The organism is Siculibacillus lacustris (assembly GCF_004328075.1).
Classification (GTDB): domain Bacteria; phylum Pseudomonadota; class Alphaproteobacteria; order Rhizobiales; family Ancalomicrobiaceae; genus Siculibacillus; species Siculibacillus lacustris.
This window is the reverse complement of the sequence record NZ_SJFN01000003.1, coordinates 183,795-208,741: the sequence shown is the minus strand read 5'-3', so window position 1 is coordinate 208,741 and position 24,947 is coordinate 183,795. Positions and strand designations below refer to the sequence as shown.

Annotated in this window: 22 protein-coding genes; 10 read left to right on the top strand and 12 right to left on the bottom strand. The window is 70.1% G+C overall.

Going from position 1 to position 24,947, the window contains the following annotated elements:
* Positions 1–215 precede the first annotated feature (215 nt).
* Positions 216–2,084, top strand: coding sequence for a DUF882 domain-containing protein (locus tag EYW49_RS03485; protein WP_131306191.1), 1,869 nt, complete (start codon positions 216–218; stop codon positions 2,082–2,084).
* 103 nt (positions 2,085–2,187) lie between these two features.
* Here EYW49_RS03485 and EYW49_RS03480 read toward each other — a convergent pair whose 3' ends face one another.
* On the bottom strand, positions 2,188–2,457 hold the full coding sequence (locus EYW49_RS03480) for a DUF2312 domain-containing protein (RefSeq protein WP_131306190.1): 270 nt from the start codon (positions 2,455–2,457) through the stop codon (positions 2,188–2,190).
* Positions 2,458–2,534: 77 nt separating this feature from the next.
* Positions 2,535–3,389 (bottom strand): N-formylglutamate amidohydrolase, encoded by an 855-nt coding sequence (locus tag EYW49_RS03475; protein WP_131306189.1) that lies wholly within the window; start codon positions 3,387–3,389, stop codon positions 2,535–2,537.
* A 150-nt stretch (positions 3,390–3,539) separates the two neighbouring features.
* On the opposite strand from EYW49_RS03475, the gene EYW49_RS03470 reads away from it, so the two are divergent.
* From EYW49_RS03470 to pyk, 3 genes are all read left to right on the top strand, one after another.
* On the top strand, positions 3,540–4,418 hold the full coding sequence (locus tag EYW49_RS03470) for a DMT family transporter (protein ID WP_228259450.1): 879 nt from the start codon (positions 3,540–3,542) through the stop codon (positions 4,416–4,418).
* A gap of 252 nt (positions 4,419–4,670) precedes the next feature.
* On the top strand, positions 4,671–5,081 hold the full coding sequence (locus tag EYW49_RS03465; RefSeq protein ID WP_228259449.1) for a DUF1036 domain-containing protein: 411 nt from the start codon (positions 4,671–4,673) through the stop codon (positions 5,079–5,081).
* A gap of 213 nt (positions 5,082–5,294) precedes the next feature.
* Positions 5,295–6,734, top strand: coding sequence for a pyruvate kinase (gene pyk, locus EYW49_RS03460; protein WP_131306181.1), 1,440 nt, complete (start codon positions 5,295–5,297; stop codon positions 6,732–6,734).
* A gap of 4 nt (positions 6,735–6,738) precedes the next feature.
* Here pyk and EYW49_RS03455 read toward each other — a convergent pair whose 3' ends face one another.
* The 3 genes from EYW49_RS03455 to ykgO form a co-directional block, all read right to left on the bottom strand.
* A complete protein-coding gene (locus EYW49_RS03455; protein WP_131306178.1) occupies positions 6,739–7,743 on the bottom strand; it encodes an alpha/beta fold hydrolase in 1,005 nt (334 codons plus the stop codon).
* A gap of 100 nt (positions 7,744–7,843) precedes the next feature.
* Entirely contained in the window at positions 7,844–8,461 is a 618-nt protein-coding gene (locus EYW49_RS03450; protein WP_131306175.1) for a tetratricopeptide repeat protein, read from the bottom strand.
* A gap of 85 nt (positions 8,462–8,546) precedes the next feature.
* A complete protein-coding gene (ykgO, locus tag EYW49_RS03445) occupies positions 8,547–8,672 on the bottom strand; it encodes a type B 50S ribosomal protein L36 (protein ID WP_131306172.1) in 126 nt (41 codons plus the stop codon).
* Between the two features lie 720 nt (positions 8,673–9,392).
* Between ykgO and xylF the strand changes: the two genes are divergently transcribed.
* The 3 genes from xylF (at position 9,393) to EYW49_RS03430 (ending at position 13,488) form a co-directional block, all read left to right on the top strand.
* On the top strand, positions 9,393–10,397 hold the full coding sequence (xylF, locus tag EYW49_RS03440) for a D-xylose ABC transporter substrate-binding protein (RefSeq protein ID WP_131306169.1): 1,005 nt from the start codon (positions 9,393–9,395) through the stop codon (positions 10,395–10,397).
* Positions 10,398–10,746: 349 nt separating this feature from the next.
* Positions 10,747–12,285: a xylose ABC transporter ATP-binding protein gene (locus EYW49_RS03435; RefSeq protein ID WP_131306166.1), complete on the top strand. Its 1,539-nt coding sequence runs from the start codon at positions 10,747–10,749 to the stop codon at positions 12,283–12,285.
* A 33-nt stretch (positions 12,286–12,318) separates the two neighbouring features.
* Positions 12,319–13,488, top strand: a complete 1,170-nt coding sequence (locus tag EYW49_RS03430; protein ID WP_131306163.1) for a sugar ABC transporter permease — start codon at positions 12,319–12,321, stop codon at positions 13,486–13,488.
* Positions 13,489–14,076: 588 nt separating this feature from the next.
* Here the strand turns inward: EYW49_RS03430 and xylA are convergent.
* Genes xylA through EYW49_RS03415 form a run of 3 tightly spaced genes read right to left on the bottom strand, consistent with a single transcriptional unit; the run spans position 14,077 to position 17,938 of the window.
* Positions 14,077–15,402: a xylose isomerase gene (gene xylA, locus EYW49_RS03425; protein WP_131306160.1), complete on the bottom strand. Its 1,326-nt coding sequence runs from the start codon at positions 15,400–15,402 to the stop codon at positions 14,077–14,079.
* Complete coding sequence (gene xylB / locus EYW49_RS03420) at positions 15,399–16,856, bottom strand: xylulokinase (RefSeq protein ID WP_131306157.1); 1,458 nt, start codon at positions 16,854–16,856, stop codon at positions 15,399–15,401. The genes xylA and xylB overlap by 4 nt, the downstream gene beginning before the upstream one ends.
* A 38-nt stretch (positions 16,857–16,894) precedes the next feature.
* Positions 16,895–17,938 carry a LacI family DNA-binding transcriptional regulator gene (locus tag EYW49_RS03415; protein ID WP_131306154.1) on the bottom strand — a complete coding sequence of 348 codons (1,044 nt, stop codon included), beginning with the start codon at positions 17,936–17,938 and terminating at the stop codon, positions 16,895–16,897.
* On the opposite strand from EYW49_RS03415, the gene EYW49_RS03410 reads away from it, so the two are divergent.
* The gene (locus EYW49_RS03410; RefSeq protein WP_131306152.1) at positions 17,937–18,182 is read left to right on the top strand and encodes a hypothetical protein; all 246 of its coding nucleotides are present in this window, start codon (positions 17,937–17,939) and stop codon (positions 18,180–18,182) included. The genes EYW49_RS03415 and EYW49_RS03410 overlap by 2 nt on opposite strands.
* Positions 18,183–18,192: 10 nt before the next feature.
* Here the strand turns inward: EYW49_RS03410 and EYW49_RS03405 are convergent, their stop codons facing one another.
* Positions 18,193–19,299 (bottom strand): GNAT family N-acetyltransferase, encoded by a 1,107-nt coding sequence (locus EYW49_RS03405; protein ID WP_165498109.1) that lies wholly within the window; start codon positions 19,297–19,299, stop codon positions 18,193–18,195.
* 161 nt (positions 19,300–19,460) lie between these two features.
* Between EYW49_RS03405 and EYW49_RS03400 the strand changes: the two genes are divergently transcribed.
* The gene (locus EYW49_RS03400) at positions 19,461–21,617 is read left to right on the top strand and encodes a malate synthase G (RefSeq protein ID WP_131306146.1); all 2,157 of its coding nucleotides are present in this window, start codon (positions 19,461–19,463) and stop codon (positions 21,615–21,617) included.
* 47 nt (positions 21,618–21,664) lie between these two features.
* Positions 21,665–22,096 (top strand): GlcG/HbpS family heme-binding protein, encoded by a 432-nt coding sequence (locus EYW49_RS03395; RefSeq protein WP_131306143.1) that lies wholly within the window; start codon positions 21,665–21,667, stop codon positions 22,094–22,096.
* A gap of 42 nt (positions 22,097–22,138) precedes the next feature.
* Here EYW49_RS03395 and EYW49_RS03390 read toward each other — a convergent pair whose 3' ends face one another.
* From EYW49_RS03390 to EYW49_RS03380, 3 genes are all read right to left on the bottom strand, one after another.
* Positions 22,139–23,173 carry a LacI family DNA-binding transcriptional regulator gene (locus EYW49_RS03390; RefSeq protein ID WP_131306140.1) on the bottom strand — a complete coding sequence of 345 codons (1,035 nt, stop codon included), beginning with the start codon at positions 23,171–23,173 and terminating at the stop codon, positions 22,139–22,141.
* A 118-nt stretch (positions 23,174–23,291) separates the two neighbouring features.
* Positions 23,292–24,269, bottom strand: coding sequence for a DMT family transporter (locus tag EYW49_RS03385; protein ID WP_165498108.1), 978 nt, complete (start codon positions 24,267–24,269; stop codon positions 23,292–23,294).
* A 186-nt stretch (positions 24,270–24,455) separates the two neighbouring features.
* A complete protein-coding gene (locus EYW49_RS03380; RefSeq protein WP_131306133.1) occupies positions 24,456–24,944 on the bottom strand; it encodes a MarR family winged helix-turn-helix transcriptional regulator in 489 nt (162 codons plus the stop codon).
* Between the last annotated feature and the right edge of the window lie 3 nt (positions 24,945–24,947).

Sequence of the window (24,947 nt, the reverse complement as noted above, 5' to 3'; positions counted from 1 at the left end):
GCACTCGGTGAAAAGACGTATCTCGTCACCGCGAGCCTACCGTCGAGCCAGTGTTTCGACGCTTTGCGTTTACCGGCCGTTCAGGTAAAAGATTCATTAACCCTTGTGGGGGAAAGTGGGTGCTCGTGACGAGGCGCCGGAGAAAGGCCACGATCGGGCTTTCTTCTTCGGGCGATCCGTGGAATGACACGTTGGGTTCCTTCGAGGCGCATGTAATGGTGAATTGCCGCAAGGTGGCGAGGTTTCTCGCCGGAACGTGTCTTCTGGCCGTCACGGCCGGTGCGGCGCATGCCGAGGTTCGGTCGCTCAATCTGATCAACACCCACACCCAGGAACGGGCGAGCGTCGTGTTCAAGCGCGACGGCGCCTACGACCAGGACGGTCTCCAGGAACTCAATCGTCTGCTGCGCGACTGGCGCCGCAACGAAGTCACCCGGATGGACCCCGCCCTGTTCGACCTGATCTGGGAAGTCTACCGCGACACCGGCGCCCGCGAACCGATCCACATCGTCTGCGGCTATCGCTCGCCCGCCACCAACAACGCCCTGCGCGAACGCTCGCGCGGCGTCGCCAAGTTCTCCCAGCACATGTTGGGCAAGGCGATGGACTTCTATCTGCCCGACGTCTCGCTGACCACGCTGCGCGAGACCGGCATGAAGAAGCAGATCGGCGGCGTCGGCTTCTACCCGACCTCGGGCTCCCCCTTCGTCCACATGGACACCGGCTCGGTCCGGGCCTGGCCGCGCATGTCGCGCGAACAGCTGGTCCGTCTGTTCCCGGACGGCAAGACTGCCCATCTGCCCGCCGACGGCCAGCCGCTGCCCGGTTACGAGATCGCCCTCGCCGAGAGCCAGTCGAAGAAGGCCCACGGCGGCGGCACCACCACCGGTTCGTCCGGCGGCGGCCTGCTCGCCGCCCTGTTCGGCGGCTCCTCGACCAGCCGCTCCGCGTCCCCCGAGGACGAGGACGAGGTCGTGGTGGCGACGCCGCGCAACCAGGACCTCCGCCAGGGCCCGCTGCCCGCCGGGTCTCGTCTGGCCCGCACGGAGACCCCGCCGGGCGTGTCGCCGACCCTCGTCGCCCCCGCCCGCCCGGTCCAGATGGCCGCCGCCGTTCCGGCACCGATGCCGGCCCCGCCGGTCCCCACCACCACCGCCCGCGGGTCGGTGGTGCCGATGCCGGTGCCGCAGGCCGCCCCGGCTCAGGTCTTCGCCGGCCGTTCGATGGCCCCGCTGCCGGCTCCGGCGATGGTGCCCTCGCGCTACGCCCCGACCGGCAACGAACTGCCCCCCGGCTGGGTCCAGGGCCCGAGCGGCCGTCCGGTCGCCGAAGCCCCCGAAGCCCGCCCCGCCGCGCCCGTCGCCGCCCCCCAACTCGCCCGCATCGAAGTGCCGCTGCCGGCGCCGCGCCCGGGCTCGGAACGCGCCGTGCTGGCCCTCGCCGCGACCGCCGTACCGATCGACGTGGCCCTGCCGCGGCCGCGCCCGACCCCCGGCCTGCAGCGCGTCGCCGATCTCGGCACGCCCGTCCCCGGTGCGCCGCGCATCGATGCGACCGAAGCCTTCTCGATCCTCACCGGCGACAACGACGCCGCACCGGTCGCCCTCGGCTATGCCGCCAGCGGGGAAGCCGCAGCCGCCGCATCGGCCGCCGCCGCCGCTGCGGCGCTGCCGAACACCACCGCTTCGCTGCCGCCGCTGCGTCCCGACCTCAAGGCCGGCGCGATCGGCGGCACGCTTGCCGAACGCCCGCAACTCGCCGCGCTGACGCCGTCGAGCGCCGCCCCGATCGCGCCCGCCTCGCGCCTGGTCGCCAAGACCGATCGCGCCCTGCCGCCGGTCGCCCGTCCCACCGCCAAGTCCGATCGCTCCGGCGAAGGCCGCCTGCTCGACACCGCGGCCGCCGCCGACGGCCGCGGCTTCGCCCTGCTGCGCCACCCCGACCAGGGCAGCCTCGACGGGCTGATGGGCAAGCCGCGCGAGGCACTGGCCGGCGGCTTCGTCTCCGCCGCCCTGTCGCCTCTGCCGACCGCCACCTTCAGCGGCCCGGCGGTGGTCGCGCTGCCGATCGTCCGCATCGAGTGACCGGCCCCACGGGCGCCCGCGGACCGTCTCGAACGCGCTCCAGACAGAGAAACGGCGACCCTCGAGGTCGCCGTCGCCGTTTCGGATCCTGGCGTGAGCCGCGTCAGGCGGCCGGGCCGGAGCCCGGCAGCATGCCCAGCGCCGCCAGATAGAGATCGAGGATCGCCTCCATCTCTTCGCGCTCGGTGCGGTCCTGCTTGCGGATGCGGATCACCTGCCGGAGGATCTTGACGTCGTAACCGTTGCCCTTGGCCTCGGCATAGACGTCCTTGATGTCGTCGGAGATGGTCTTCTTCTCCTCCTCGAGCCGCTCGATGCGCTCGACGAAGGCCTTCAACTGATCGGCGGTCACACCACCGATGGAATCGGACATGATCGGTCTCCTGGATGCGGGCGCCTGGGTTCGGGCCGCGATCGGGCGCGGGATCAAGCCCGAGTCGGTGCCCTCGGTCAAGCGCGACGGTCGATGCCGTCGATCGGCCCGGTGCGCGAGCCCCAGAGCCGCGGCTCGCCGAGCGCGGCGTGGGTCACCGCCTCGCGCAGGATCGGCTCCAGCCGCCCGGCCCAGCTCTCGACCCCGGCGGCGTCGGCGATGAGATCCTGACGCACCTCCAGGATCGCGTGGGCGAGGCCGCGCAGCGTGCCGTGGCGATACATCGTGTCGCCGATCAGCGCCCCGTCGTAGGGCTCGTTGTCGCCGACCACCAGCTCGGTGTCACCACGCAGCCGGTCGAGCAGCAGATCGGGCAGCCGCGGATCGGCGTCCCACAACACGCCGCAGTGCCACGGCCGAGGCCGCCCGCGCCAGATCGGGGTGTAGGAGTGCAGCGACAGCAGCACCGGCGGCCGCCCGGCGGTGAAGGCCGCGTCGATGGTCCGCCCGATGGCAGCGTCGTAGGGGCGCCAGAAGCGCTCGATCCGCGCCTGCCGCCCCGCTTCGTCGATCGATCGATTGCCGGGGATCACCGCGCCGTCCGACAGCCGCATCACCAGGGTCGGATCGTCCTCGGCGCGGTTGGGGTCGATCACCAGCCGCGAGAAGCGCGACAGCACCGCCGGCACCCCGAGCCGCGCCGCCAGCGCCCGGGTCAGCGGCGCGACGCCGATGTCGTAGGCGATGTGGCGCTCGAATTCGGCCGGCGGCAGGCCGAGCGCGACGAGGTCGGCGGGCACGCGGTTGGAGGCGTGATCGGCGAGGATCACCAGCCCGAGCCGCGGATCGCCGGGGACGATCTCGAAACCTTCGGCAATTTCGGCGGCGACCGCCGGAGCGGATCGCGAGGGACCATCGTGCTGGGACGTCATGTGGGAACCGGTGGACAACGCAGGTGGAGATGGTAAGCGTTCCCAACACCGCTGACCAGTCCCGTCGGCCCCCGCGCGCGCCGTCCGGCCGTTCCTCCCAACCGTCCGAGCCCGATGTCGCCCACGCCCGCCGCTTCCGCCCGACGTCCCGTGCCGCCGCTCGCCCTCGCCGCCCTGCTGGCGGCGGCGGTGGCGATGGGCGTCTCGCCGGTGTTCGTGCGCGAGGCCGGCGTCGGGCCCTTCACCAGCGCCTTCTACCGGGTGTTCCTGGCCCTGCCGGCCCTCGCCGCCTGGGCGGCGTGGGAGCGGCGGGCCCCGCGCTCCGACGGCACACCCGTCGTCGATCCCGGCTGGACCCGCAGCATCCTGCTCGCCGGGGTGTTCTTCACCGTCGATCTGTTCTTCTGGCACCTCGCGGTGCTGCACACGACCATCGCCAACGCCACCCTGCTCGCCACCATGGCGCCGGTGTGGGTGATGTTGTTCTCCCTGGTGATCGGCGAGCGGGTCACCGCGGCGATGACCCTGGGGCTCGCCATCTGCGTCGTCGGCGGCGCCCTGCTGGTCGGCTCGAGCTGGCATCTCGCCCCCGAGCGCCTGCTCGGCGATCTCTACGGCGTCGCCACCTCGGTCGGCTTCGGCCTCTATTTCCTCGCCGTCCGGGTCGCCCGCCGCACCGCGTCGACCGGCATCGTGCTGCTGCGCTCGACCGTGGTCACCGCCGCCCTGCTCGGGATCGTCGCCGCGGTCGCCGAGAACCGCTGGATCCCCGGCACCCTCGGCGGTGTGCTGGCGCTGCTCGCCATGGCCAACGTCAGCCACGTCGGCGGTCAGGGCCTGCTCGGCTGGGCGCTCGGCCACCTCTCGGCGGCCTTCTCCTCGTTGGTGATCTTCCTCGAGGCGCTGGCCGCGGCCTTCTTCGGCTGGATCCTGTTCGGGGAGACGCTCGGCCCCTGGCAGTTCGCCGGCGGTGCCGCCATCCTCCTCGGCATCTGGATCGCCCGCCCGCGCGAGGAGACCCCGCGATGAGGCACCCAGCCTGCCGAAACACCGCGGCACCGTCCGCAACATGCGCCGTCCCCACGTTTTTCCGGCTTCGCCCGGGTCGTGGCGACCACTCTCGATTGACACCGACGCCGGAACGTTGCCAACGTGACGCCGGCGTGACGAGAAGATCCGGGACGGATGACGACAGACACCCCTGAGCCCCCGCGCGGCCGGCCGACGACAGGCCCGCTCGTCTCCTGTTTCGCGTCGCTTCGGCCCGGAATGCGCTTCGCCGTGGCGGCGATCGCGCTGGTGCTGTTCGCCCCCGCCGCTCTCGCCGATCTGCGCATCTGCAACAAGACGACCAGCCGCGTCGGCATCGCCGTCGGCTACAAGGACGAGGATTCCTGGAAGACCGAGGGCTGGTGGAACATCGGCGCCAATTCCTGCGAGACCTTGCTCGCCGGCCCCCTGGTCTCGCGCTTCTACTATCTCTACGCCGTGGACTATGACCGCGGCGGCGAGTGGAGCGGCCGCTCGTTCATGTGCACCCAGGAAAAGACCTTCACCATCAAGGGTATCGAGGACTGTCTGCGGCGCGGCTACGAGCGCACCGGCTTCTTCGAGATCGACACCGGCGAACAGCGCACCTGGACGGTGCAGCTGACCGAACCCGGACGCGCCGGCGGCAACCCCGCCCCCTGACGTCGCCGGCGTCGCCCCCTCCCCCGTTGTTCCGCCCCTCGTCCACGCCTTGCTCATGGCGCAGCGCAACACGAAACGAATGCATTGCAATATCTCGCCGGATCGCAAGAATTTGCTCTCTTCGTCGAATTTCCGCCTGTGCAGGGTCCGAAACCCGGTCTAGAAATCGGGCGATGCGACGCCGCCGCGACGTCGCCGACGCAGAGTGACGACATGAAGCGCAATCGTCGTGTGAAGATTCTGGCCACCCTCGGACCGGCCTCCTCCGACCCCGCGGTCATCGAACAGCTGTTCCGGGCCGGTGCCGACCTGTTCCGAATCAACATGAGCCACACCTCGCACGAGCGGCTGTTCTCCCTGGTCGCCGACATCCGCGCCATCGAAGGCCGGGTCGGCCGGCCGATCGGCATCCTCGCCGACCTCCAGGGTCCGAAGCTGCGCCTCGGCACCTTCGCCGCCGGCCCGTCGGAACTGGCCAACGGCGCCACCTTCGTGCTCGACGGCGACCCCACCCCCGGCGACGGCAACCGCGTCTTCCTGCCCCATCCCGAGATCCTGACGGCGGTCGAGGTCGGCCATCACCTGCTGATCGACGACGGCAAGGTCAAGCTGCGCTGCATCGCCAAGCCCGATCCGATGACCATCGTCACCACCGTGGTGGTCGGCGGCCGCGTCTCCGACCGCAAGGGCGTCAGCCTGCCCGATACCGACCTGCCGATCGGCGCGCTCACCGAGAAGGACCGCGCCGACCTCGACGCGGCGCTCGCCGCGGAAGTCGACTGGATCGCCCTGTCCTTCGTGCAGCGCCCCGACGACATCGCCGAAGTCCGCAAGATCGCCAAGAACCGCGCCGGCATCATGGCCAAGATCGAGAAGCCCCAGGCGATCGAACGCCTCGCCGAGATCATCGAACTGTCCGACGCGATCATGGTGGCGCGCGGCGACCTCGGCGTCGAGATGCCGCTGGAGCGCGTGCCGAGCCTGCAGAAGCAGATCTCCCGCGCCTGCCGCAAGTTCGGCAAGCCGGTGGTGGTCGCCACCCAGATGCTGGAGAGCATGATCACCTCGCCGGTGCCGACCCGCGCCGAGGTCTCCGACGTCGCCATCGCCGTCTACGAGAGCTCCGACGCGATCATGCTGTCGGCCGAATCGGCCGCCGGCAAATATCCGGTCGAAGCGGTGGCGATGATGAACTCGATCGCCGAGGCGACCGAGCACGATCCGACCTGGCGCCCGATCGTCGCCGCCCAGCGCTCCGAACCCGAGGCGACCGGTGCCGACGCCATCGCCGCCGCCGCCCGCCAGATCGGCGAGACCCTGGCGGTCGCCGCCATCGTCTGTCTGACCCAGTCGGGTTCGACCGGCCTGCGCGCCGCCCGCGAGCGGCCCTTCAGCCCGATCATCGCACTGACCGCCTCGCCGCCGATGGCCCGCCGGCTGGCGCTGGTGTGGGGCCTCCACTGCGTCGTCGCCGAGGACGCCCGCGACGTCGACGACATGGTCGACCGCGGCTGCCGCATCGCCCATGCCGAGGGCTATGCCCGCCCCGGCCAGCGCATCATCGTGGTCGGCGGCGTGCCCTTCGGCACCCCCGGCTCGACCAACATGCTGCGCATCGCCTTCGTCGGCGCCGACGGCACCGGTTCCGCCTGAGCGATCACTCCGCGACCTTCGCCGCCGGCGCCCGCGCACCGGTCCCGGCGGCGTCGACCTCGGCGACGAGTCGCTCGATCTCGGCGATCACCCGCGCCCGCGCCGCATGGTGCGGCATGTGGCCGATCCCTTCGAGCCGCACCAGCCGCGACCCGGCGATGTCGCGGGCGAGCCCTTCCGAGTGGATCTCCGGCCAGACGATGGCGTCGCGGTCGCCGGTGACGATCAGCGTCGGCGCGACGATCTCCCGGTAGCGCGGCGACAGCGCCCGGACGTTGTCGGCGAGATCGACGACGTCCTCGGCATTGGCCACGAAGTCGTCGGGCCGCAGCACCAGAGCCGAGCCGGTGGTCGTGCCGTAGCCCTCGGGCACCGAGTTCGGGGCGAACACCCCCGCCGTCGCCCGCGCCATCATCAACCGACCGGCCGGCGCCACGCAGCAGGCGGCGAACAGGCGGCCGATCACCGGCGTCGTCGCCAGGTGGTAGAGCGGATCGATGCCGCCCGGCCAGGGGTGGCTGGCCGGCGCCAGGAACACCAGACCGGCTGTCATTTCCGGGTGGGCCACCGCGAAGGCCGCGGCCACCGCCCCGCCCCAGGAATGACCGACGATCACCGCCCGCTCGACCCCTTCGGCCCGCAACAGATCGGCGATCAGTTCGGCTTGAGCGAGCGGCGCCGAATCGCCGCGCCCGCCGCGGCTCGACCAGCCGTGCCCGGGCCGGTCGACGAACAGCCGCCGATGGCGCGGGAAGGCCTCTCCAAAGGCCAGCAGCGGGTCGCGCAGGTTGCCGCTGGCGCCGTGCACGAACACCAGGACGGGCGCCGCGGGCGCCGCCCCGGGGCGATCCACGAGGTGCAGGCGATGGCCGTCGACCGCGACGAAGCGGCCGAGCGGCGGCGTCGCCTGTTCCGCGGCACGGGTGGACAGCGCGGTCGCCGCGACGCCGGCGAGCGGCAGCCCGAGCAGCACACCGGCGGCCACCATCGACCAGATCGAAATCGCCAAGGCAGACCTCCGCGGCAGGAACGTGACCGATCCTACGGCGATCGGCGCGCCGTGGATCGCGCGCACGTCGCAGGGCTCCCATGCCGACGGTGGAGCAGGTTCAGATCTCGCGGCCTTCGACCTCGATCGCCATCACCCTTATGTGCTCGGCCAGCGCGGCGTCCGAGGGATCGACCGCCGCCGCGCGCCGCGCCCAGGCGAGCGCCGCGACCCGGTCGCCGCGCTGCTCGGCCAGCATCGCCAGGGTGATCATCGCCGGGAACTGGCGCGGCTCGCTGCGCACCGCCGCTTCGAGGTCGAGTCGGGCGCGATCGACGTCGCCGCGCATCAACCGCATCATCGCCCGCCGCCGCCGTCCCTCCGCCCAGTCGGGCGCCACCGTCACCGCGGCGTCGAGGAGATCGAAGGCGGTGCCGGCGTCACCGGCGCGCAGCAGCGTCGCCGCCCGCGCCGACAGGAGATCGGCGGTGTCGCTGCCCGACAGGCCCCACAGCGCGGCGATTCGTGTCCGCAGATCCGCGGCGGCGTGCGGGCCGGGGCGCGAGGCGAGCATGTCGAGGAACTGATCGGTGGGCTGCGGCGCCGCCACCGCGCCGCTGGCCGGCGGCGGCGAATCGGTCGCGAGGGCCGCGGGCGCGCCGAGGACGGCGCACAGCAGCGCGGCCGCCAGCGCCGGCCACCGCGAAGAACGAGAGGGGAGAAACGAAACGAGCCGCATGAGGGGATCTTGATCTCCCTCGTGCGGCTCGTCGAGACCTTTCGCGACGGCGGCGCAGAACGCGCTCGACCGAAGCCGATTCGGCTCAGCCCTGGCGGGCCTTGTAGCGCGGATTGGTCTTGTTGATGATGTAGACGCGGCCCTTGCGGCGCACCAGACGATTGTCGCGATGGCGCGTGCGGAGCGACTTCAGGGAGTTCTTGATCTTCATCGTCTGGTACCGATCGGTTGCTCTCCGACGAGGCGCCCGACCGGCGGCCCGTTGGGGAGAGGTCGGCGGATAGTCCGGAGCCCGATCGGCCCCCGCATACCCCACCGGCGTGGAACAGGAAACGAGCCCGGTCGCCCGCGCTCGCTCGTGAATTCGGCCGGGACCATAGGCAGGCCACCCTTCGCTGTCAATCGATTCCGGCACCGCCGGCCGCGCGCGCCCACGCCCGATCCGCCGGCCCGAGGTCGATCCGCTGCACCGACGCCACCCGCGTCCGCGCACGCCCCGGCAAGGCCCGTCCGACGAGGCCACGGCGGGCGCCCTCGGGACCTCGCGGCGAGGTCCCGGCCCTCATTTTTTCGATGTTCGTACATCAAATCGTCAATGCGATGCAACAGACCGCCGCGCGCCGTTTTCTGCGAGATTCCCGGCGGATACGCGGAACTTCCGTGATCGACGGCGCCTTGAGGGCGCCATTCGAAGCGATTCATCACGCAATGCAGCAATGAATTTGAGTTGCGTACCTCAGATTTTTGATGAATCAGTCTTGCGTGCGAACGACGCAACCGATCGGCGACGCGCCCTTCCCCCGGGCACCGTCGCGTCGAGTGGCCGCCGTTTCGCCGAAAGCCACGACCGATCGAACGGTTCGGGCCGCATGGAACCCGTCGGCGAACGACGGCAAAGCCCTCGCGACAGGGCACATCAGGAGGATGAACGATGAAGCTGCTTAGTGTTCTGGCCGGTTCGCTCACGGCCGCCGTCATCTGTCTGCCGCTCGCCGCGGTGGCCAGCCCGGACAAGCCGGTGATCGGCTTCTCGATCGACGACCTGCGCGTCGAGCGCTGGGCCCGCGACCGCGACTACTTCATCGCCGCTGCCAAGGATCTGGGCGCCACCGTCAGCGTACAGTCCGCCGACGGCAACGAAGAGAAGCAGGTGAAGCAGGTCGAGAACCTGATCGCCCAGAAGGTCGACGCGATCGTGATCGTGCCGATGAACTCCAAGGTCTTCGGCGCCGTGGTCGACGAAGCCAAGAAGGCCGGGATCAAGATCCTGTCCTACGATCGCCTGATCCTGAACGCCGACGTCGATGCCTACATCTCCTTCGACAACGAGCGGGTCGGCTACCTCCAGGCCGAGGCCGTCCTCAAGGCCAAGCCGGAAGGCCGCTACTACCTGCTCGGCGGCTCGCCGACCGACAACAACGCCAAGCTGCTGCGCGCCGGTCAGGAGAAGGCCCTCAAGGCCGCCGTCGACTCCGGCAAGATCAAGGTCATCGGCTCGCAGTGGGTCAAGGAATGGAGCCCGACCGAAGCTCTGTCGATCATGGAAAACGCTCTGACCGCCAATCAGAACAAGATCGACGCGGTCGTCGCTTCGAACGACGGCACCGCCGGCGGCGCCATCCAGGCTCTCGCCGCGCAGGGTCTCGCCGGTAAGGTCGCGATCTCCGGTCAGGACTCCGACCTCGCCGCCGTCAAGCGCGTCATCGCCGGCACCCAGACGGTCACCGTCTACAAGCCGCTGAAGCTGATCGCCACCGAGGCCGCCAAGCTCACCGTCCAGCTGGTCAAGAAGCAGGCCCCGGCCTACACCACCAAGCTCGACAACGGCAAGAAGCAGGTCGACAGCCTGCTCCTGACCCCGATCGCGGTGACCAAGGACAACGTCGACATCTACGTCAAGGACGGCTTCTACACCAAGGAGCAGCTCGGCAACTGAGCCGAGTGATCATCACGGGACGGCGGCCACCGCCGCCGTCCCGGCGATCTCCTCCGAGCGCGACCCGCCGTCGGCCCGCCGCGACGGATCGCTCGTCGGAGCTCCGACCGAACGACCCTCCGCCGTCGTCGGTCGGGTCGAACGATGCGCCTTCGCTCGAAGTCGCGTCTGCATGAGATCTCTTCTCGCCCGATGTTCCCGTCCCGGCATGCGACGATCCCCTGACGCGGTGTACGCGCCGATGCTAGGATCGCTTCGCAGACGCTCGACCGACCGGGGTGGCGAGCAAGGGACGGCGTCCGATCCGGCCGAGCCGCGATCAGGACCGCGACCGAGGGGAGCACGACCCATGTCCGAATACCTCCTGGAGATGTACGACATCACCAAGGAATTCAGCGGCGTCAAAGCGATCGACGGGATTCACCTGCAGGTCCGCGCCGGCGAATGCGTCGGCCTGTGCGGCGAGAACGGGGCCGGCAAGTCGACCATGATGAAGGTCCTGTCGGCGGTCTATCCGTTCGGGACCTGGACCGGCTCGATCCTGTGGGAAGGCAAGCCGCTCGAAGCCCGCTCGATCCGCGAGACCGAGGAGGCCGGCATCGTCATCATCCACCAGGAACTGATGATGGTGCCGCATCTGTCGGTCGCCGAGAACATCTTCCTCGGCTCGGAACTGACCAACGGCGCCGGCTTCATGGACTACGAGGCGATGAACGCCCGTGCCACCGAGCTGATGAAGCAGCTCAAGATGCCCGACATCAACGTCGCTCTGCCGGTGCTGTCCTATTCCGGCGGCAAGCAGCAGCTGATCGAGATCGCCAAGGCGCTCAACAAGAACGCCAAGCTGCTGATCCTCGACGAGCCGACCTCGGCGCTGACCGCGTCGGAGACCGCGACGCTGCTCGAGCTGGTCAAGGAGTTCAAGGCGCGCGGCATGGCCTGCGTCTACATCTCCCACAAGCTCGACGAGGTCGCCGAGATCGCCGACACCGTGACCATCATCCGCGACGGCACCCATGTCGCCACCCGGCCGATGGCCGAGCTCGACACCAATTCGATCATCACCATGATGGTCGGTCGCGAGATGAAGAACCTCTTCCCGCGCGAGGACCATGACATCGGCGAGGTGATCTTCGAAGCCCGCAACATCACCTGCTGGGGCACCACCAACACCGAACGCAAGGTCGTCGACGACGTCTCCTTCCAGCTGCGCCGGGGCGAGATCCTCGGCGTCGCCGGCCTCGTCGGCGCCGGCCGCACCGAACTCGCCTCCAAGCTGTTCGGCTGCTGGCCCGGCGACCACCAGGGCCAGATCTTCCTCGAAGGCAAGGAGATCACCGTCCACTCGCCGGCCGACGCGGTCCGCCAGGGCATCTGCATGGTGCCGGAGGACCGCAAGCGTCAGGGCATCGTGCCGCTGATGGGCGTCGGCTACAACATCACCATGTCGGTGCTCGGGCGTTACACCAAGAACCACCTGATCGATGCGGAGGCCGAACTCGCGGCCATTCAGCACGAGATCCTGCGGATGAAGATCAAGACGGCGCACCCGATGCTGCCGATCGCCAGCCTGTCGGGCGGCAATCAGCAGAAGGCGGTGGTCGGCAAGATGCTGCTGCCCGAGCCCAAGGTGCTGATCCTCGACGAGCCCACCCGCGGCATCGACGTCGGCGCCAAGTACGAGATCTATAAGCTGATCTTCGAACTGGCCAAGCAGGGCGTCGCGGTGTTGATGATCTCGTCGGAGCTGCCCGAGGTGCTCGGCATCTCCGACCGGGTGCTGGTGATGGGCGAAGGCCACCTGCGTGGCGACTTCCCCAACAACGGGCTCAGCCAGGAACAGATTCTCACCGCCGCTATCGGCAAAGCGGACAAGGCGGCCGCCTGACGGCGTCGCGAAGACAAACGTGGTAGGCGCATCATGACCTTCACCAAGAAAGACGTGAGAAATTTCCTCTCGTCCTACAAGATCATCGCACTCGTCATCGTCATCGCGATCATCTGGACGTTCTTCGGGTTCATGACCTACGATGCCGACCTCGGCGGCTCGCAGTTCCTGACCGCTCGCAACTTCTCCAACCTGCTGCGCCAGATGGCGATCACCGGCATGTTGGCCAGCGCCATGGTCTTCGTCATCGTCGCCGGTGAGATCGACCTGTCGGTCGGCTCCCTGCTCGGCTTCCTCGGCGGCGTCGCGGCGATCCTCGACGTGATCTATCACTGGCCGCTGTTCGGGACGATCGCCGTGGTGATCCTCCTCGGCATCGCCATGGGCCTGCTGGTCGGCTGGCTGACCGCCTATCAGGGCATCCCGTCGTTCATCGTCACCCTCGGCGGCATGCTGGTGTTCCGCGGCGCGGTGCTCGGCGCCACCGGCGGCATCACCGTCGCCCCGGTCTCCGAAGGCATGAAGGTCATCGGCCAGGGCTACATCCCCGGCACGATGGGCAATCTGATCGCCGCGGCGCTGTTCGTGCTGCTGGTGGTGATGGCCTTCCGCACCCGCGCCGGGCGCCAGAAGCACGCCCTGCCGGTCGCCTCGATGCCCACCGAGATCGCCAAGCTGGTGGCCATCGGCGTGGTCATCCTCGGCTTCGTGCTGACCCTCAACAGCTACCAGGGCGTCCCGGTCCCGGTGCTGATCCTCCTGGTGATCCTCGGCGTGTTCACGGTGATCGGCAACCAGACGGTGTTCGGCCGCCGCATCTACGCCGTCGGCTCGAACATGGAGGCGACCCGGCTCTCCGGCGTCAACGTCAACCTGGTCAAGCTGATGGTGTTCGGCCTGATGGGCCTGATGTGCGCCTTCGCCGGCCTGACCACCACCGCCCGCCTCGCGGCCGGCACGCCCTCCGCCGGCTTCGGCGGCGAGCTCGACGCCATCGCCTCCTGCTTCATCGGCGGCACGTCGATGCGCGGCGGCATCGGCTCGGTGGTCGGCGCGCTGGTCGGCGCGGTGATCATGGCCAGCCTCGACAACGGCATGTCGATGCTCGGCGTCGACACCTTCTGGCAGCAGATCGTCAAAGGCATCATCCTGGTGCTGGCGGTGTGGATGGACATCGTCTCGTCGGGCAACCAGCGCGCCTGATCGATCCGACCCCTCCCTCTTCGCGCGCCGCGGGCTCACCCCCGCGGCGTCGTCGTTTCTGGGCGACCACGAGCGCGACGACGGGCGAACCGGTGCCTCCTTGCGGCAGCATTGCCCCGGTGGCGCTTCACCCCCCACGCGCCCCTGCGGGCCGCCCGACGCCCCTCGGCGGACGACCGCGAGCCGGAGCGCCCGCCACCGCCAACGGCCGCCCCACCGCTTCGCCCTCGCGCCATCACCGCGCAAGGCCATCGCATTTGAATTTCGTCGAAACCCAAACCCTCCCAATCGATCGCATCTTGCCCCTGCCGTCGTCCCCGGCGAGCCCGAAGGGCGAGGGAAGGGGACCCAGAAGCCACACGGGAAACGCCGAAGGCTTACCGGCATACCCCCTGGATCCCCTTCCCCTCCGCCGGCAGGGCGGCTCCGGCCGGGGATGACCGGCGAGGGTCAGGTCGGCTCGAAATGCGATGGCCCTGCATCACCGCCTCCCCCCGAAACGACGACGGCCGCCGAACCCTCGCGGGGCTCGGCGGCCGTGTCGGATCGAGACGCGGTCGACGGGAGATCCGTCGACCGCGGGATCGGTCAGAGGCGCATGGCGACCAGCGTCTCGAGATATTCCTGCTTGCCGGAGCGCGGCTTCGGCGCGAGGTTCTCGGCGATCGCCCGGTCGGCGACCTGATCGAGGGTCCGCTCGCCGGCGAGGATCGCCTTGCCCTCGGCCCCGTCCCAGCCCGCATAGCGTTCGGCCAGCGGCTTGGCCAGGGTGCCTTCGGCGAGCATCTTCTCGGCGATCAGCAGGGCCTTGGCACAGGCGTCCATCGAGCCGACGTGGGCCTGGACCAGATCGACCGGATCGATCGACTGGCGGCGGATCTTGGCGTCGAAGTTGAGGCCGCCGGTGGTGAAGCCGCCGTGCTTCAGGAGCTCGTGGAACACCAGGGTCAGTTCGCCGACGTCCATCGAGAACTGGTCGGTGTCCCAGCCGAGCAGGGCGTCGCCGCGGTTGATGTCGATCGACCCGAAGATCCCCAGCGCATAGGCCAGCGCCACTTCGTGTTCGAAGGTGTGTCCGGCCAGGATCGCGTGGTTCTGCTCGATGTTGACCTTGACGTCCTTGGTCAGGCCCCAGTGCTCCAGGAAGCCGTAGACCGTGGCGACGTCGAAGTCGTACTGGTGCTTGGACGGCTCACGCGGCTTGGGCTCGATGAGCAGCGGGCCGTCGAAGCCGATCTTGTGCTTGTGCTCGACCACCATCGACAGGAAGCGGCCCATCTGCTGGTATTCGCGCTTCAGATCCGTGTTGAGCAGGGTCTCGTAGCCCTCGCGGCCGCCCCACAGCACGTAGTTCTGGCCACCGAGCCGCTTGGTCGCCTCGAGGCAGGCGCGCACCGTGCCGGCCGCGAAGGCGAACACGTCCGGATCGGGGTTGGTCGCCGCACCCGCCATGTAACGGCGATGCGAGAACAGATTGGCGGTGCCCCACAGCAGCTTGGTCTTCGAGCCGGCGATCTTGCCCTCGAGCACGTCGACGATCTCGGCGAGGTTCTTCAGGTGCTCGGGCAGCGTCTCGCCGACCGGCGCCGCGTCGGCGTCGTGGAACGAGAAGAACGGCACGTCGAGCAGGCGGAACAGGTCGAAGGCGACGTCGGCCTTGGCCTTGGCCAGCGCCATCGGATCGGTGCCGTGCATCCACGGGCGCATGAAGGTCTCACCGCCGAAGGGATCGCCGCCCGGCCAGCTGAACGAATGCCAGTAGCACACGGCGAAGCGCAGGTGATCTTCCATGCGCCGGCCGGCGACCATCCGGTCCTTGTCGTACCAGCGGTAGGCGAGCGGGTTGCGGCTCTCCGGTCCTTCGAAGCGAACCGGCTCCATCGGACCGAAATAACTGACGGAAGGGGCATTCATCGGCTGATCTCCTTGGCGAAGGGAGCGAGGTGGCGCCAGCGCGCGTGACTCTCGCTGAAGGAAGCGGCTCGCGCCGCATCGGGTTGAAAACTCTCGAGCCGGCGGGCCCGCCGGCAGACTGCGGTCGGCGCTTCGCCGGTGGCCGCGAGCCGACCCAGGCGGGCGGCTCCATGGGCGGCGCCGACGGCGCCCTCTTCGACCCGGTGCACCGGGATTTCCAACATGTCGGCCATCATCTGCGCCCACAGCCGCGACCGCGAACCGCCGCCGACGATGTCGATCTCGGCGACCGACGAGCCGGCCGCGGCCAGCGCGTCGCGATTGTCGCGCACCGCATGGGCGACGCCTTCGAGCACCGCCCGGGTCAGGGTCGCCCGGTCGGTCTCGGCGCCCATCCCCGCGAACACCGCCCGCAGGTTGGGATCGTTGGCCGGCGTACGCTCGCCCGAAAGGTAGGGCAGGAACATCACCGACGAGGCGCCCCGCGGCGTCTCGCCGAGTTCGGCCATCAACTCACCCTCCTTGCGGCCGGTGACCCCGGCCCACCAGGCGAGCGAGGCCGCCGCCGACAGCATCACCCCCATCTGATGCCAGGTGTTGGGGATGCAATGGGCGAAGGCATGGACCGCCGAGCCCGGATTGGGCGCGAAGCGGTCGGTGGTCACCCACAGCACCCCGGAGGTGCCGAGCGACAGGAAGGAATCGCCGGGGCTGATCGCCCCGAGCCCGACCGCGGTCGCGGCGTTGTCGCCGGCCCCGCCGGCCACCACCGGCGCCGTGGTCATGCCCCAGCGCTTCGCGAGCTCGCCCGACAGCGTGCCCGAGACGTCCGAGCCCTCGACCAGCCGCGGCATGTGCTCGCGGGTCAGCCCGGTCGCGGCCAGCGCCGCGTCCGACCAGTCGCGCGCCGCCGGATCGAGCCACAGGGTGCCGGAGGCGTCCGACATGTCCTCGGCCATCTCACCGGTCAGGCGGAAGCGCACATAGGCCTTGGGCAGCAGCACCTTGGCGACCCGGGCGAAGATCTCCGGCTCGTGGCGGGCGACCCACATCAGCTTGGGCGCGGTGAAGCCCGGCATCGCCAGATTGCCGGTGATCGCGTGGAGTTCGGGGAAGGCGGCCTCGAGCTCGCGGCATTCCGCGCCCGAGCGGCCGTCGTTCCACAGAATGCACGGGCGCAGCACGGCGCCCGCCGCATCGAGCAGGGTGGCGCCGTGCATCTGGCCGGAGAGGCCGATGCCGGTGACCGCCGCCAATTCCGCGGCATGGGTTTCGGCCAGCCCGTCGACCGCACCGACGGTCGCCGTCCACCAGGCTTCCGGATCCTGTTCCGACCAGCCGGGATGCGGGCGCGAGACGACGAGCGGGCGTTCGGCCGCAGCGATCAGCCGATCGTTGCCGTCGACGAGAACCGCCTTCACACTGGACGTGCCGATGTCGAGACCGAGAAACACGGGCGTAGGCTCCTTCCGATGTCCGCGAGGACCGGCCGTCAGGGCAGGTTGTCGCGGATGACGATGTCGATGCCGATGTATTCCTGCTCGGCGACGATCGGCTCGTTGCGCGACAGGGCGAGCAGAACGCGGGTCGCCGAGCGTGCCTCGTGGCCGGGATTCTGCGAGATCACCGCGTCCATCACCCCGAGCAGCAGGAACCGCCGGGTCTGCGGCGTCAGATCGTGGCCGACGAAGACCACGTCCTTGGCGCGGCCCGATTCGATCAGGGCCGTGCCGATGCCGGTGGTGCCGGCGCCGATGTTGTAGAGCCCGACCAGGTCGGGATGTTCGTCGAGCAGTCGCCGGGTCAGCGCCCGGTTGTGATCGTCGTCGTCGCGGCCTTCGACCGGCGCCAACAGATCGAGATTGGGGAAATCCGCGGAGATCACCTGCGACACGCCGAACAGGCGTTCGGCATGGTCGCGCAAGCTGAGCGAACCCGCCACCACCGCGACCTTGCCGCTGCGCCCGCCGAGGAAGCGGCCGATCAGCGTGCCGGTGGTGCGTCCGGCGGCGATGTTGTCGATGCCGACGTAATAGGCCCGGCGCGACGAAGGCGCGTCGGAGACCAGCGTCACCACCAGCACCCCGAGCCCGACCAGCTCGTCGATCGCCGCCCGCACGCGCGGATGATCGAGCGCCACCACGGCGAGACCGTCGTAGCGCGGCCCGATCTCCTCCAGCGTCTCGGCCAGCACGTCGGCGTCGAACACGTCGGTCTCGACCACGTCGACCAGCGTCCGCCGCGCCGCCAACCACACCCGCACCTTGGAGATGTGCTCGACGATCTCGGCCATGAACACGTTCTGGTTCTTCGGCATGACGAAGCAGAAACGATGGCTGCGCCCGCGCGCCAGCTCCGCCGCGGCGGCATGCGGTCGAAAGCCGAGCCGCTCGATCGTGTCTTTGACGCGCCTGATCGTGGCGTCCCGCACCCCCGGGCGACCATGCAGCACCCGGTCGACGGTCGCCGTCGACACCCCCGCCTCACGGGCGACGTCCTTCAGTGTTGCGGTGGTGGCTTCGAACGGATCGCTCATGCCTGATGGATTGCGCAAAAAAATGATGTACGCAACTCGATTCGTCGCTGCATTGCGCAACGCCGAACCGCCCATTCCCGCGGCATCGCCGAAGAAGATCGCCGAAAACCCACCAATTGCAGCCGTATCGGTCTCGCGGATCCCGGATTGCCGCAATGACGCATTGCAAAAGAACTTGATGTACGAACATCAGAATATCCGCCGCGGCCGTCATCCGAGGCGCGCGCCGCGTCACCACGGGTGATGTGCCCACCTCAGGGCGCGGCGGTCTCCGACGCCCGGCGGCGTTGTCGCCGGGCCCGCCATTCGTCGCGCAGACGCTTCAACCGCGTCCGCAGCGACAGCGCCAACAGGACCAGCCGCCCCTTGATCCCGAGCGGCACCCGCAGCTCCCACAGCGGCATCGATTCGACCCCGAAGGTGCGCTTGTAGGGCTCCTCGCCGACCGTGAAGTCGTAGGTCTCGATGCCGGCGCCGCAGGCCCAGGCGACCGAACTCTCGATCGCCAGGAGACCCGCCGACCAATTGTCCCAGCGCGCCTCGTGACCGACCGCGATCAACTGGAACGAGGTCCCGACCAGCGTGCCGAAACAGCCCGAGATCGGCACGCCGTCGAGGGTCAGCGTCGCCACCCGCACCACCCCGGTCTCGGCCGCCAGACGGCGATAGAACGCCCAGGCACGCCCGTCGGCGGCGGTCTCGGCGGCGGTGGGGAAGCGGCGGCTGCGCCATTCGAGGACCCGCACCAGGCCGTCCAGCACCGCCGGGCCCTCTTCGATGCGGAACTCCAGCCGCCCCTTGGCCTGGAGCTTGCGCCGCTTCTTGGCGAGCGAGCGGCGGGTCGAGCCGTCGAAGCGCTCCGCGGCCATGCGTTCGTAGTCGGGCGACAAGCGCAGCGGATGGCCGGAGAAGATCGAGGGAATCAGCCCGTCGAGCAGGGTCAGCGGATTGACCGCTCCGCCGATCCGGCCGGGGCTCTTCTCGAACATCAGCACGTCGGCGGCCGGCAGCGCGGCGACCAGCCGCGGCCACAGCTGCCGCAGCATTTCGGGTGGAAAGTCCGGGGCGACCAGCGGTCCGTTGTAGTCGGCGACCCCGCGGTCCCAGGCGGAGAGGCGGACGATGCCGCGGCGCGTCTCCCGGATCAGCGGCAGCACGAAGGCCGGCGCCCCGGTGGTCCCGTCGGCGATCTCCGCCACGACGAGCTCGACGCCCGGCTCGGCGCCGAGACTGTGGCGCCAAGCGGCGAGCCAGCCGGCGTCCTGGAAGGGCGTGCGTCGCAATCCGGCGTCCGGCCCGATCAGCCGTGCCACCTCGTCCGGTTTCCACCGGACCGAGATCCGCCATCTGTCTGCCGACATCACCATCCCCCGGGTCCCGTCTCGATCCTGCCCGAAAGTGCCTAAGGAATGACGAAGACGTGTCCCTGCGTCATACCTTTGACGTCGGCCCGATCCGGAGGCACTCTCGCCCCCCCGAGTCCCCGCGGGGAACCGTTCCCCGTCAGCATCCGGAGCCCTGCATGACCCGTGTCCGCATCGAGGACCTCGACGTCGACGCCGACCTCGCCGCCTTCCTCGCCGACGAGGCCCTCCCCGGCACGGGAATCGCGCCGGCCGCCTTCTGGTCGCGCTTCGCCGTGATCCTCGCCGAACTGGCGCCGGTCAATGCCGCCCTGCTCGCCACCCGCGACCGCCTCCAGGTCGAGATCGACGCCTGGCACGGCGCCCGCCGCGGCCGCCCCCACGACCCTGCGGCCTACCGCGCCTTCCTCGAGACCATCGGCTATCTCGTCCCGGCCCCGGCGCCGCGGCCGATCTCGACGGCGAACGTCGATCCGGAGATCGCCACCCTCGCCGGGCCACAGCTGGTGGTGCCGATCGACAACGCCCGCTATGCCCTCAACGCCGCCAATGCCCGCTGGGGCAGCCTCTACGACGCCCTCTACGGCACCGACGCCCTCGGCGCGGCCCCGACCCCCGGCCCCTTCGATCCGGCCCGCGCCGCCGGCGTGGTCGCCGCCGCCAAGGCCCGGCTCGACGAGATCGCCCCGCTGGTCGCCGGCGGCTGGGCCGACGTGGTCGGCTTCGCCGTCGAGGGCGGCGCCCTGCGCCTGTCGCTCGCCGACGATCGCGAGACCGATCTCGCCGATCCCACGCGCTTCGCGGGCTTCCGCGGCGATCCCGAGCGGCCGACCGCGATCCTCCTGCGCCACCACGGCCTCCACGCCGAGATCGTCGTCGACCGCTCGGGCCCGATCGGCGCCGTCGACCCGGCCGGCATCGCCGACGTGATCCTCGAAGCGGCGCTGACCGCGATCATGGACATGGAGGACAGCGTCGCCGCCGTCGACGCCGCCGACAAGGTCCGGGTCTATCGCAACTGGCTCGGCCTGATGCAGGGCACGCTGACCGACACCTTCGACAAGGGCGGCCGCGCCGTCACCCGCAAGCTCGCCGCCGATCGCCCGTGGACCGCCCCCGACGGCCGCGCCTTCGCCCTGTCCGGCCGCGCCCTGATGCTCGCCCGCAACGTCGGCCACCACATGGCGACCGACGCGGTGCGCGGCGCCGACGGCGCCGAGATCCCCGAGACCCTGCTCGATGCGATGGTCACCGCGCTGATCGCCCGCCACGACCTCGCCCGCCCGGCGGCATCGCGCAATTCGCCGGCCGGCTCGGTCTACATCGTCAAGCCCAAGCTGCACGGCCCCGCCGAGGTCGCCTTCGTCGACACGTTGTTCGCCCGCGTCGAGGACGCCGTCGACCTGCCGCGCCACACCCTGAAGATCGGCATCATGGACGAGGAGCGGCGCACCAGCGTCAACCTCGCCGCCTGCATCCTCGCCGCCGAGCACCGCGTGGTGTTCATCAACACCGGCTTCCTCGACCGCACCGGCGACGAGATCCACACCGCCATGGCCGCCGGCCCGGTGGTGCGCAAGTCCGAGATGAAGGCCTGCCCCTGGATCGGCGCCTACGAGGACAACAACGTCGACGTCGGCCTGGCGCTCGGTCTCGCCGGACGCGCCCAGATCGGCAAGGGCATGTGGGCGGCCCCCGACCGGATGGCCGACATGCTGGTGCAGAAGATCGGCCACCCGCTGTCGGGGGCGTCGACCGCCTGGGTGCCGTCGCCGACCGCCGCGGTGCTGCACGCGCTGCATTATCACGAGGTCGACCTCGCCGCCCGCCGCCGCGCCATCGCCGCTCGGGAACCGGCGTCCCTCGACGCGATCCTGACCTTGCCGCTCGCCCAGTCGAACTACCCGCCCGACGACATCCGCGCCGAACTCGACAACAACGCGCAAGGCATCCTCGGCTACGTGGTGCGCTGGGTCGATCTCGGCATCGGCTGTTCCAAGGTGCCGGACATCCACGACGTCGGGCTGATGGAAGACCGCGCCACCTTGCGCATCTCCTCCCAGCACATCGCCAACTGGCTCGCCCACTGTATCGTCGGCGCCGAGGAGGTGATGGCCACCCTGCGCCGCATGGCGGTGGTGGTCGATCGTCAGAACGCCGGCGATCCGGCCTATCGGCCGATGGCCCCGACCTACGACGGACCGGCCTTCCGCGCCGCCGTGGCGCTGATCTTCGACGGCCGCGACGCCGCCAACGGCTACACCGAGGCGACGCTCACCGCCTACCGTCGCGAAGCCAAGGCGGCGCGGGCCTGATCCGCACCGCACCGCCCGTCCCGTCACTCCCGAATGGAGTCCGTCCCGTGACCGATCTCGCCCTCTCCGTCGCCCGCTCGATCGTCGACCACGCCCTGACGATCGCCCGCGACCGCAATCTGAAACCCATGGCGGTGGTGGTGCTCGACGCCCGCGCCTCGCTCAAGGCCGCGGCGTCCGAGGACGGCGCGCCGATCGCCCGCTGGAAGATCGCCCAGGGCAAGGCCAACGGCGCCCTGACGCTCGGCATGTCGTCGCGCCGCCTCGGCGTGCTCGCCGTCGAGCGTCCGCACTTCCTGGCGGGCGTGCTCTCGTCGATCGACGGCGGCGCCATGCCGGTCGCCGGGGGCGTTCTGATCCGCGATCGCGCCGGCGTCCTGGTCGGCGCGGTCGGTGCTTCCGGCGACACCTCCGACGCCGACGAAGCGCTGCTGGTGACCGCGGTGGAGGCGTCCGGCCTGATCGCCGACGTCGGCTGAGGCGACGGGCCGAAAAGGCGCGCCGCCGCCGGGTGGCGCTCCTCAGGCCTTGGGCGTGGTCACCGTCTCGCGCAGGCGCAGTTCCGGGTGCACCAGCACCCGGGTCTGCTCCGGCGCCCGTCCGGCGATGACGTCGATCAGGGTCAGTGCGGCGATCCGCCCCACCTCCTGCTGACCGTTCCACACCGAAGTCAGGCCCGGCGACCACACCGAGGCCTCGTCGATGTCGTCGTAGCCGATCAACGAGATGTCGCGGCCGGGATCGATGCCGCGCCGCTTCAGCTCCATCAGCATGCCGAGCGCCAGCAGATCGTTGAAACAGACGATCGCGGTCGGCGCCGCGGCCAGCACCTCGCCGCAGATGTCGCGCCCGGCCCGGCGGCTGGCGTCGGCGGGAAACTCCAGATCGGACGCGATCGGCAGGCCCGCCGCGGTCAGCGCGTCGACCCAGCCGGCACGCCGCTCCGAGCCGCTGGAGGAGGCCTGATGGCCGCCGACCAGGGCGATGCGGGTGTGACCCAGCCCGATCAGATGCTCGACCGCCGCGCGGATGCCGGCGCGGTCGTCGCCGCGGATCACCGGCACGTCCGGCAGGCCGGGCAGTTCCCGGGCGATCAGCACCGTCGGCAACCCGGCCTCGACCATCCGCTCGACGTCCGCCGCGCGACTGCCGGCCGCCGGGCACAGGATCATCCCGTCGGCGCGATACTGCAGCAGCGTCTCCAGGAAGGCCCGCTGGCGCACCGGATCGTCGCCGTGGTTGAACAGGATCACCGTCTGGCCGAGGCGGCCGAGTTCGGTCTCCACGGCGGAGACCAGTTCGGCGAAATAGGGATTGAGGATGTCGTGGACCACCAGCCCGACGATGTTGGTGCGCGAGGTGCGCAGGCTGGCGGCCGAGCGATTGTAGATGTAGCCGAGCTCTTCGGCGAGCGCGTGGACGCGCTTGCGCGTCTCCTCGGCGACCAACGGCGAGTTGCGCAGCGCCAGCGACACGGTGGCGGTCGACAGATCGAGCCGTTCGGCGATCATCGCCAGCGTCAGCCGCTTCTTCGGCGTCGCTCCTGGATTGTCCATGGCACACTCTGGTGTTCGGGCGGCGGCGGTCGCCCGTCGCAGCCTCGCTGGCCCCCGAGCGGCTTTGTGCCGGAAAGCGGCCGCGCACGCAACAGGCCGAGGGGTCGCGGCCCCGCCCTCAGACCGCCGGCGCCTCGACGCGGCCGTCGACCGGCGGTTCGACCGGCGCGACCGCCGGGGTGGCGGGCGGCGCCGGGGGGCGGGTCTCCAGGCGCTCGCGATGGATCAGATAGAGGCCGCTCGCGGCGATGATCGCCGTGCCGATGATCGTCTCGTGGCTCGGCACGTCGCCGAACACGAACCAGCCGGCCCCGGTCATCCACAGGATCTGGCTGTAGGCGAAGGGCACCACAACCGAGGCGGGCGCCCGCGCAAAGGCCAGGATGATCAGGAAATGGCCGATCGCCCCGCACGAGCCCATCAGCACCACCACCGCCCAGGGCACGACCCCTTGCGGCCAGACCCAGATCGCCGGCATCGCCGGGGCGAGCAGCACCACCGCGATCCCCGCCGAGATCACCAGCATGCTCGCCGCGGAATCGACGGTGGAAAGGATCCGGGTGCTCAACGCATAGACGACGTAGCAACCGACGTTGGCGAAGGCCAGAAGCATCGCCGGATCGAGATGCGACGGGCTCGGATGGGCGACCACCAGCACCCCGAGGAAGCCGACCAGGATCGCCGCCCAACGCCGCGGACCGACCACCTCGCCGAGCAGCGGACCCGACACCAGAGCGATCAGCAGCGGCGCCGAGAAGAAGATCGACATCGTCTCGGCGAGCTGCAGATGGCGCAGGGCCAGGAAGTTGAACACCGTCGAGCCGAGCAGGCACAGGCCGCGCAAGCCCTGCAGCCACGGCCGCCGCGTCGTCCAGGCGTCCGGCATGCGGAACGGATGGAACACCGCCGCGGCCACGAGGAAGGCGACGAGATAGCGGAAGAACGACACTTCGAGGGTCGGCAGGGTCAGCGACAGCCACTTGGCCGAGGCGTCGATGCCGGTGAAGCAGAACAGCGCCAGACACATCAGACCGATCGCCTGGAGGCGGCGCGGCAGGGCCGCGGCATCCGGGCGCGGGAGGGGCGCGTTCGACACTTCGCAGTTCCTTCGACGGCTCGCGAGCGGCACGACACCGCGACGGTGAACCGGGCGGTTCGCCCAAGGATCGGGCGAACCGTCGCTGGTGCCCATCCATTGTGCTCGAAATGGGGCGTTATGCCGCATCCCAGACGCGCGTCCGACGCAGAGCCGGCGGCCGTGCACCACCGCCGGACGAGGGTCTCACTCTTCCGGATCGTCCTCGGGCTCGTCGGCGATCGCCACGTCGTCGAGCGAATCGAGCTGGAGGGTCAGATTGCGTTCGACCGCCCGCAGGAACTTGCGCAGCTTCTTGCGGTCCTTGTCGTCGAAACCGGCCAGCGCCTCGCGCTCGATCCGCTTCCAGATGCGGTCGATCTCGTCGATCCGGCCGCGCCCGAGCTCGGTCAGGTGGACCCGCGCCAGGCGTCCGTCGGTCTGCGAGGCGACGCGCTGCAGCAGGCCCTGAGCGGACAGGCGCGACACCATCTTGGTGACGGTCGGCGGCTGAACGCCGAGCGCCTGGGCCAATTGGCTCATGGTCCGGCCGTCCTCGTCGGCCAGTGCCTTGAGCACCGCCTCCTGGCCGGCGTGCAGACCGATCCGGGCGAGATGCGTCCCGGAACGGGCGCGATGAGCCTTCGCGGCCATCGCCAGTCGGTGGGTCACGGATTTGCGGTGCTGAAAGGTCATGCC

Excerpts from the sequence above, each read along its gene's own strand:
- pyk (WP_131306181.1), top strand. The coding sequence starts at position 5,295 with ATGAAGCGCAATCGTCGTGTGAAGATTCTGGCCACCCTCGGACCGGCC.
- EYW49_RS03475 (WP_131306189.1), bottom strand. The coding sequence starts at position 3,389 with ATGACGTCCCAGCACGATGGTCCCTCGCGATCCGCTCCGGCGGTCGCC.
- EYW49_RS03400 (WP_131306146.1), top strand. The coding sequence starts at position 19,461 with ATGACCCGTGTCCGCATCGAGGACCTCGACGTCGACGCCGACCTCGCC.
- EYW49_RS03415 (WP_131306154.1), bottom strand. The coding sequence starts at position 17,938 with ATGAGCGATCCGTTCGAAGCCACCACCGCAACACTGAAGGACGTCGCC.
- EYW49_RS03480 (WP_131306190.1), bottom strand. The coding sequence starts at position 2,457 with ATGTCCGATTCCATCGGTGGTGTGACCGCCGATCAGTTGAAGGCCTTC.
- ykgO (WP_131306172.1), bottom strand. The coding sequence starts at position 8,672 with ATGAAGATCAAGAACTCCCTGAAGTCGCTCCGCACGCGCCATCGCGAC.
- EYW49_RS03390 (WP_131306140.1), bottom strand. The coding sequence starts at position 23,173 with ATGGACAATCCAGGAGCGACGCCGAAGAAGCGGCTGACGCTGGCGATG.
- EYW49_RS03450 (WP_131306175.1), bottom strand. The coding sequence starts at position 8,461 with ATGCGGCTCGTTTCGTTTCTCCCCTCTCGTTCTTCGCGGTGGCCGGCG.
- EYW49_RS03380 (WP_131306133.1), bottom strand. The coding sequence starts at position 24,944 with ATGACCTTTCAGCACCGCAAATCCGTGACCCACCGACTGGCGATGGCC.
- EYW49_RS03410 (WP_131306152.1), top strand. The coding sequence starts at position 17,937 with ATGCCTGATGGATTGCGCAAAAAAATGATGTACGCAACTCGATTCGTC.
- xylF (WP_131306169.1), top strand. The coding sequence starts at position 9,393 with ATGAAGCTGCTTAGTGTTCTGGCCGGTTCGCTCACGGCCGCCGTCATC.
- EYW49_RS03485 (WP_131306191.1), top strand. The coding sequence starts at position 216 with ATGGTGAATTGCCGCAAGGTGGCGAGGTTTCTCGCCGGAACGTGTCTT.
- xylA (WP_131306160.1), bottom strand. The coding sequence starts at position 15,402 with ATGAATGCCCCTTCCGTCAGTTATTTCGGTCCGATGGAGCCGGTTCGC.
- EYW49_RS03435 (WP_131306166.1), top strand. The coding sequence starts at position 10,747 with ATGTCCGAATACCTCCTGGAGATGTACGACATCACCAAGGAATTCAGC.
- EYW49_RS03430 (WP_131306163.1), top strand. The coding sequence starts at position 12,319 with ATGACCTTCACCAAGAAAGACGTGAGAAATTTCCTCTCGTCCTACAAG.
- EYW49_RS03405 (WP_165498109.1), bottom strand. The coding sequence starts at position 19,299 with ATGTCGGCAGACAGATGGCGGATCTCGGTCCGGTGGAAACCGGACGAG.